This is a genomic window from Paenibacillus sp. YAE3, from assembly GCF_057546105.1.
The window spans coordinates 107,239-113,889 of record NZ_BAAIYF010000018.1; the positions used below are offsets into that span (position 1 = coordinate 107,239).

Annotated in this window: 6 protein-coding genes and 1 rRNA gene; 6 read left to right on the forward strand and 1 reads right to left on the reverse strand. The window is 52.6% G+C overall.

All coding sequences use genetic code 11. From position 1 onward, the window contains the following. The first annotated feature begins 113 nt into the window (after positions 1–113). From AC27KL_RS25820 to AC27KL_RS25835, 4 genes are all read left to right on the forward strand, one after another. A complete protein-coding gene (locus AC27KL_RS25820; RefSeq protein ID WP_339322356.1) occupies positions 114–761 on the forward strand; it encodes a hypothetical protein in 648 nt (215 codons plus the stop codon). Positions 762–786: 25 nt separating this feature from the next. Beyond that, on the forward strand, positions 787–2,055 hold the full coding sequence (locus AC27KL_RS25825; protein ID WP_487171586.1) for a DUF4097 family beta strand repeat-containing protein: 1,269 nt from the start codon (positions 787–789) through the stop codon (positions 2,053–2,055). 175 nt (positions 2,056–2,230) lie between these two features. Beyond that, on the forward strand, positions 2,231–2,656 hold the full coding sequence (locus AC27KL_RS25830; RefSeq protein WP_036712873.1) for a Fur family transcriptional regulator: 426 nt from the start codon (positions 2,231–2,233) through the stop codon (positions 2,654–2,656). 125 nt (positions 2,657–2,781) lie between these two features. Then, on the forward strand, positions 2,782–4,494 hold the full coding sequence (locus AC27KL_RS25835) for a glycosyl hydrolase family 18 protein (RefSeq protein ID WP_487171587.1): 1,713 nt from the start codon (positions 2,782–2,784) through the stop codon (positions 4,492–4,494). A 176-nt stretch (positions 4,495–4,670) separates the two neighbouring features. On the opposite strand, the gene AC27KL_RS25840 is transcribed toward AC27KL_RS25835, so the two are convergent. After that, positions 4,671–5,075 carry a DUF2614 family zinc ribbon-containing protein gene (locus AC27KL_RS25840; RefSeq protein ID WP_212951820.1) on the reverse strand — a complete coding sequence of 135 codons (405 nt, stop codon included), beginning with the start codon at positions 5,073–5,075 and terminating at the stop codon, positions 4,671–4,673. Positions 5,076–5,197: 122 nt separating this feature from the next. On the opposite strand from AC27KL_RS25840, the gene AC27KL_RS25845 reads away from it, so the two are divergent. Continuing rightward, on the forward strand, positions 5,198–6,076 hold the full coding sequence (locus AC27KL_RS25845; RefSeq protein WP_487171588.1) for a nucleotidyltransferase-like protein: 879 nt from the start codon (positions 5,198–5,200) through the stop codon (positions 6,074–6,076). Positions 6,077–6,557: 481 nt separating this feature from the next. Then, positions 6,558–6,651 (forward strand): 16S ribosomal RNA (locus AC27KL_RS25850); the annotation flags it as partial.

The window sequence follows — 6,651 nt, forward strand, 5'->3', positions numbered from 1 at the left end:
TGTTATTGTCCCGGTTATATAGGGTAGTATCATCTATATAGTATAGAGGGTGGGCTTTTTTTGGCCTGAAACGGCGTGTATGCGATGAATTTTACGGTGAAAGGAGCGGGAGGATGCACAGCGTCGAACATTCCGGCGGATCGAAGGAAGAAACGGCAAAAAGAAACCGCATGCGCGGCGAAAAGAAGGCTGCAGTCCGGACCCGCCGCCTGTTTTCCCGAAAACGCAAGTTTACGGCAGGATTCCTCGCGGCCGTTTGTCCGGGGCTCGGCCATATTTACCTTGGATTGTACCGCAAAGGCATCGCCTTTATTTTTACGCTCCTGTTGGACGCTTCGGCGTTGTTATATTTTTCGTCCATCGGCATGCAGATCAACGTCCCGCTGCTCATTTTGCTGGCGCTCGTGATCCCGGTGACTTATTTTTACAATGTGTACGACGTCCTGCAATCGGCCGATTACGTCATCTATTACAGGGTGGGGACGCATGGGCAGGAAGAACGCCAGGTTTCGCCTTACCGGAATCCGTTCGCCGTGGAGCGAAGCTCGCTTTTCGGCATCATGCTCGTCGCGGGCGGCGCGCTGATGTTTCTTTTTTATCAAAAACCGCGGTGGCTCCGGTATTACATGGAGGATTACGGCAAAATCACGGTGGCGGCGGTGCTGATCATCGCTGGCTTGTGGGCAGGAGGCCGGGAAATTTGGCTTTTGCGGAAACAACGCGGCTCAAAAAGCCGGGAGAGGGAAAAGGGCGATGTTTAGGCGCCAGCGAACGGGGGAAGAAAACATGAACCGGATACGGCGAATGCGCGTGGGAAGATTCACGGCCGTCCTGCTGCTGATCGCAACCGGCGTGCTGCTTCTTGGCGATGCGCTCCAAGGCACCGAGCGTTTGCTGCTGCTTTTGAAATGGTGGCCGCTCACGCTGGTGCTGTGGGGGCTGGAATATATCGCATTGCTGCTGATTTCGCGCCGTTCCCAAGGAACGGGCCGGCGGTTTCAGCTGGACCTGCGCGGGGTGCTGATCGCCGTCGTGCTGTCAGCCTCGGTGTTTATCGTGACGGAACAAAAACACTATTTGCACCTCTGGAACAAGGTGAGCCTGAATCTGGCCGCGGCCGGCGTGGATTACAGCGAACAGGAGGGGAGCAGCGTCGGAAAAGACCTGCTTGCCGTTCCCGTGACGTTAACGACGCAAAACATCAAGGTGGAAAACATCAACGGCGATATCGTCGTGCAGCGCGGACCGGTGACGGACATCGGGGTGCAGGCGGAGATTTGGGTCGACCAGATTACGGGACCGGAGGCCGAAGCCATCGCTAGGGAATCGGCGCTTGAGGTCGGCGGCGGCAACACCATTACCATCCAGACCAAAGGGAAAGGCTACGGCCAGTCCGGGAAAAGACAGCCGCGGATGAATCTGACGATTACGCTGCCGCAGGACCGGCGTTTTGATCTGTCGCTCCGGACGATGAACGGCAGCATCCTTGTGCAGCACGTGGATGCGATCAAGCAAATATCGATGGAGACGGCAAACGGAGATCTCCGGTTGAACCGCGTCACCGGGAACGTCAAGGGAAGCACGCTGAACGGAAAAGGCATCGCGTATCACGTCATGGGTTCCGTCGACTTGAGCACGAATCAGGGCAGCATGCAGGCGGTGGACGTTTCCGATGCCGTAACGCTTTCGACCCAGGTAGGCAATTTGTCCGTCCGAAAATCGCTGGGCCCGATCGACGTTCAGACGAAAAACGGGAACATCGACGTGGACGAAGTCCGCTCCGATCTGAAGGCGGAGTCGCTTAACGGTGGCATTAAGGCCCGTTCCAGCGTCGTCGAAGGCGACTGGGACATTTACAGCGCGGTAGGGGAACTTACCGTCACCCTGCCCGAATCGGGAAGCTACGAAATCGACGGGAGCATCAGTTATGGCGATATCTACAATCAGTTTCCGGCGTTTACGGTGGATAAAAAGAACATTACGGGCACAATAGGTCTGGGGGAACATCGGGTTCGCATCGAAGGCAACAGCGATTTGAACGTGAATAAATATTGAGCCGGAGCATACATTTATTCCAAGTTCTTTCAGGGCGGGCCCTTTCGTTGACAAAGTTGAAACGATGAACGTACAATAATGTTATAGGGCATATTTTAGAATGTTGGGTGAACAACCTTTTTCATTGCATTCGAGAATATCAGAATTTTGTTTAATCTTAAGGCGGTGGGTAAGAATGTCAACGCGAGTCGAGCATGCATTGGAACAATTGAAAACGAATGGTGTTCGGATTACGCCCCAGCGTCATGCGATATTGGCTTACCTCATGGAGTCCATGAGCCATCCAACGGCGGATGAAATTTATCGTGCCCTGGAGCCTAAATTTCCGAGCATGAGCGTAGCTACTGTTTATAATAATTTGAAGATGCTGATCGAAGCCGGTATGGTTCATGAGCTGACTTATGGAGATAATTCAAGCCGTTTTGATGCGAACGTTTCGGATCACTTTCACGTGATTTGCCAGAAATGCGGGAAAATCGAAGACTTCAGCTACCCGTCCCTCGAGGACGTGGAGCAGACTGCTGAGAAAAGCACAGGCTTCCAGATTCAAGGGTTGCGCATGGAGCTGTACGGTATTTGCAGCAGCTGCAAAAATAAGTAAAGCATCCGTTTCAAGCTTTCTGCTTTCGACAAAACGTGCGGATTCCTGCCATGGGTCCCCACGTTTTTTTAGCTTTCAAGCCTTTTTGGCATAACGATACTTATACGATGATGGAGGATCAGCCTTTGAGTAGAAGTAGACGCAAACGCCGTCCCACGGCTAAGAGGCGGCTTGCTGTTTTTCTCGGACTGTGCCTGATTGCGGCAGGAGCCTATTTGACGGTGACGGAGGTTCTCCCGAATCCGCTGCATGAAAAGCCGGACTGGAGAGGGATGGACAAGCCCATATTCGTTGAAGGCAAGCTGCTCGATCAGCCTGCCGAAGGTGCCGGGGAGCAGCTGAAGCTGCCGCTTTCGGTGCTGCAGGAGAGCATAGACCCTAACATTCGTTACGAAAAAGGAACGCAGTCGCTGATTTTGACGACCCCGGCCAAGGTGATGCATTTGCAGGCAGGGGAGAAGGAAGCGCGGCTGAATAACAAGCAGGTCCAGCTCCGGTTCGCGCCGGAGGAAGAGAATGGCCTGTTGTATGCGCCGATCCATCCGCTGAAAGAGCTGTACGGGATTACCGTTCACGAGGATCCGAATACGGGCGCCGTGCTGCTGATGCGAGCCGGGGATACGGTGCAAATGGGCAAAGTCGCCGGCGATGCCGGTTCCAAAACGGCGCTTCGGAAGGGGGCGTCCAAACATGAGCCGATCTTGGCGGACATGGCGGGGGGAACGTCTCTGCGGGTTTGGGGGAGCGAGGAATCGTGGTATTTCGTGCAGATGGATAACGGGTATGCCGGTTACGTGCCGAAATCCAAGGTGACGCTCGGCGAAAAGAAAACGGTGGAAGCCGTTCAGGAGCAGCCTACCCAAGCCGAACGCAACTGGGCGGGCAAAAAGGTCAATCTGGCCTGGGAGGCCGTTTATCAGAAAAAGCCGGACCCGGCCGTCATCGATCAGATGACCGGCGTCAACGTCGTCAGCCCGACGTGGTTCAGCATCATCGATGGGGAAGGGAACGTCCGCAGCAACGCGGACATTGCCTACGTACAAAAAGCCCATGCCCGCGGGATGGAAGTGTGGGGGCTTCTGAGCAACAGCTTCGATCCCGAGATCACTGCGAGCGCGATGGCAACCTATGAAACAAGGTTGAACGCTATCAGTCAAATCCTCGAGTTTGCCAAGACGTATCATTTGGACGGGATCAATTTGGACTTCGAAAACGTCAAAACCGAAGACGGGGAAAACGTATCCCAGTTCGTCCGCGAGCTGAAGCCTTTGGCTCGTGCGGAGGGATTGATTTTATCGGTGGACGTTACCCCGAAATCGGGAAGCGAAATGTGGTCCCGCTTTTTGGACAGGCGTTCCCTGGGGGAAGCCGCGGATTTTATCATTTTGATGGCCTATGACGAACATTGGGCTTCAAGCCCGAAAGCGGGTTCGGTGTCGTCCTTGCCGTGGACCGAATCGGCCGTGCGCAAAATCCTTGAGGAGGATGAGGTGCCGCCCGAAAAATTGGTTTTGGCCGTGCCGCTGTATACCCGGATCTGGTCGGAAGAAGCCAAAGACGGCAAAACCAAAGTCTCGTCGAAGGCGGTAGGCATGAAAACCGTAAAGGAAATCCTTGCGGAAAAGAAGCTGAAACCCAAATACCTTGAGGACGTGCAGCAGAACTATGTTGAATATACGGAAGACGGCGTTTTGAAAAAGATATGGATTGAAGATAAAACGTCGCTCGGCGCAAGAGTGAAGCTGGCCAAGGAACTGAAGCTTGCCGGAGTCGCCGCGTGGACCCGAAGCTTCGGCACCGAAGAAGCATGGAATACATTGAAGGATATTTCATCCTAATGCGAATCGCACTCATATTTGTTGTAGATATCGACTGATGGTTTAACGCAGGCATCTTATGAATGATTACTTTTTTAAAATACGAAATGGCGTAGTCCGGACGTAAAAAACCGGTCATCCTTGGAGGATGGCCGGTTTTTTGTTTGCCGCTCATAAATTTTGCCCAAAGACGGCGTCTAGTGGTGATGAACGGCCGAAGAGGGGCCGGCTTGCGTTTCCTGGCGTTTTTGCATTTCTTCCAGCTCGTCGTCCGTAATGTCTGCCAGATTGATGTCGGTCGTCATGATGGTTCGGCAGAACATGCAGCGGTCCGTTTTTCCGAGCATTTTCGTCGGTTTGTGACATTCCGGGCATTCGATCGTCTTTACGCTCGTGGAGAGCATGCCGGCCCAAAAATAAATCCCCAGGCTGCCCATCATGGCGATCAGGCCGATGACGAGACCAATCGCCGCCACGATTTTTCCGGCTTGCCCCCAGAAGACGATCCCTGCCGTGCCCAGCACCATCAGCATCATGCCGATGATCGTCAGCAGCAGTCCCCAGGTACGGAAAGCAACGATTTTTGCTGTTTTGAAGATCATGGATCATTGGCTCCTATCATCATTTTAGTTGTATGCAAAAAAGAAGGAACTGACGTGGATCATGTAGAAGTATATTATAACTGAATTGGCTGGTTTTCGCCAAGGAATGCATGGAGGGAGACATGGATTTGTCCAATTTGTCTTTTTTTTATGGAGAGTCTTTTGATGCCGATGCCATCGGTACTATCATATATCGTCAGGAAGCGCAAAAATTCGACGGGTCTTTGCTTCATGACTTCGACTATATCGTCCTCGTCGTCCATGAAGGACAGGAGGCGGAATTGGCCGTCGAGCATACGCTTGTAGGGGAACTGCCGTGCCAGACGCTGCATGTTTCCTCCGAGTCCCTTCAGCGCTGGCTTATTGCGGGCGAAAAAGGGGACTTGATCCGCTGCTTTATGGAAGGGGAGCTGGTGAGGGACGTGGACGGGAAACTGGCCCGGCTCCGCAGGGAATATACGGAGTTTGAACAGCCGCTGCGGGATCGCAAAATGCTGTATGAATTCTCCCGCTTCCTAAGCATATACGTTGAAGCCAAGCGGTATTTGCAAGCCGGATACGAGGTCGACGCCTATCAATCCGTGCTGGATTCGTTAAGGCATTGGGCAAGGATCGAACTGATCGAACGCGGAGTGCTGCCTGATCGGGCCGTTTGGGAGCAAGTGAAGGAACTGAATACGGCGATCCACAAGCTGTACGAGGAATTGACCCAGAGCAAGGAAACGATCCGGCAACGCGTGGAGCTGGTGCTGCTTGCCTGCGAGTTTTCCGTCATGTCGAAAATGGCGGAGTGCACCGTGCTTCTGCTGCAGATTTTGAAAAGCCGGTCCAAGCCCTGGAGCATCGAGGAACTGATTCATCACCCGGATTTGGACATCGTCAAAAACGAACTGCCGCTTGTCATGCGCAAGCTGGTCAACCGTTCGCTGGCGAAGGAATCGGTCGTATGGTCCGACGCCTCGGGATACAGCAGCCCGGCAATCCGCTATTCCGCGGAATAGCGTCATCTCTATTGCGCAAGGTTCGAGGGGGTAAATGCTCCCTCTTTATTTATGCATGGAGCGTTCGTTTTGGGGGGACTTATAAAGGGAAACTTATAAAGGGAACTTAGCTGCTTAGCTTTTTTTATATTTAGAGGTTGACTCCTCAATGTTTTATGTGTTAAATTATAACTCGCCCCATGAAACCTCGGGTTTACAACAAACGAGGATTCGACAAGCTCAAAAACGAGCTGAAAAAAAGATCGAAAAAAAGTGCTTGACGAAATGATGGGCAACATGATATATTATAAAAGTCGCCGCTGAGATGCGGTGGTTAACGAAAACGAAATGTTTGATCTTTGAAAACTGAACAACGAGTGAGATACAGGCTTTGCTTGCAAAGCCGATCGCGAAGCAAATCGGTCCAAGCCTATGGCTGGATGGTTTGCGGAGCAAACAATGAGAATTAAATTCTCGTCAGATTCAAAATGAGTCACAAACTTTCTTGGAGAGTTTGATCCTGGCTCAGGACGAACGCTGGCGGCGTGCCTAATACATGCAAGTCGAGCGGACTTGATGAGGAGCTTGCTCCTCTG